Here is a 1,197-nt window from a genome sequence, read left to right on the forward strand (position 1 = left end):
GTTAGAACCGCCGCCGACGCAGGCAATCACCGCATCGGGCAGCCGCTCCTCTTTCTTGAAGCACTGGGCCTTGGCTTCTTCGCCGATCATTTTCTGGAACTCCCGCACGATAGTGGGGAAGGGGTGCGGACCGGCAGCAGTGCCCAGCAGGTAGTGGGCGGAGTCGTAGTTGGCAGCCCAGTCACGCAGCGCCTCGTTGCAGGCATCTTTCAGGGTGCTGGAGCCGGAGTGCACCGGAATGACGGTGGCGCCCATCAGTTTCATGCGAAAGACGTTGGGCTTCTGGCGCTCGCAATCCTTGGCACCCATATAGACCCGGCACTTGAGGCCGAGCAGGGCGCAGGCCAGTGCGGTGGCGACGCCGTGTTGGCCAGCGCCGGTCTCGGCGATGATCTCGGTTTTGCCCATCCGCTTGGCCAGCAGCGCCTGACCCAGCACCTGGTTGGTCTTGTGGGCGCCGCCGTGCAGCAGGTCTTCACGCTTCAGATAGAGGCGGGTCCTGGTGCCCTTGGTCAAATTGCGGGTCAGGGTGAGCGGGGTCGGGCGACCGGCATACTCGGTCAGCAGCTCCTGAAATTCGGCGATAAAGGCCGGGTCTTCCTGGGCATCGACGAAAGCTTTTTCCAGCTGAAGCAGGGCGGGGATCAGGATTTGGGGCACGTACATGCCACCAAATTCACCAAAAAACGGGTTGAGCAGGGTCATGGTTTCTTCCTTATACCTTGAGTCAAAAACGGAACATCAAAAATGATACAGAGATCCAGTGGCCGCCTTAGAGCGCGCGCAGGGCGGCGAAGGCGGCGGCGAGTTTGTGGCCATCTTTCTGGCCCGGGGCACTCTCTACCCCGGAGTTGAAATCAAGGCCGAGGCAGCCGACCTCTGCCGCCTGCAGGGCGTTGTCGGGATTTAGCCCGCCTGCCAGCATCAGTTTGCTCTTGTCGAGCGTGGCCAGCAGGCGCCAGTCGAACGCCTGACCGGTGCCGCCGCTCTGGCTGCCCACTTTTGTATCCAGCAGCAGGCGATCCGCCGGATAGTCGAGGGCGGGCAGTGGCTTGCCGCTTGTGATTCCAACGGCTTTCCAGATCTGGCAGCCCGCCGGCAGCAGCGCGCGCAGTCCCTCGATATAGGCGGCATCTTCATCCCCGTGCAGCTGCACCGCGGCGAGCCCTAGCGCTTCCACCGTCTGGACTATGGTGG

At 62.6% G+C, this 1,197-nt stretch carries 1 protein-coding gene and 1 pseudogene; both read right to left on the minus strand.

What is annotated here, in order from left to right; translation table 11 throughout:
* A partial coding sequence (locus tag AAC083_RS22890; RefSeq protein ID WP_258224591.1) for a pyridoxal-phosphate dependent enzyme occupies window positions 1-705 on the minus strand: 705 nt, incomplete at its 3' end.
* A gap of 67 nt (window positions 706-772) precedes the next feature.
* Window positions 773-1,197: pseudogene (locus tag AAC083_RS03935) on the minus strand (bifunctional indole-3-glycerol-phosphate synthase TrpC/phosphoribosylanthranilate isomerase TrpF); the annotation flags it as partial.

The organism is Aeromonas sp. HMWF014 (assembly GCF_963878295.1).
Lineage (GTDB): Bacteria > Pseudomonadota > Gammaproteobacteria > Enterobacterales > Aeromonadaceae > Aeromonas > Aeromonas popoffii.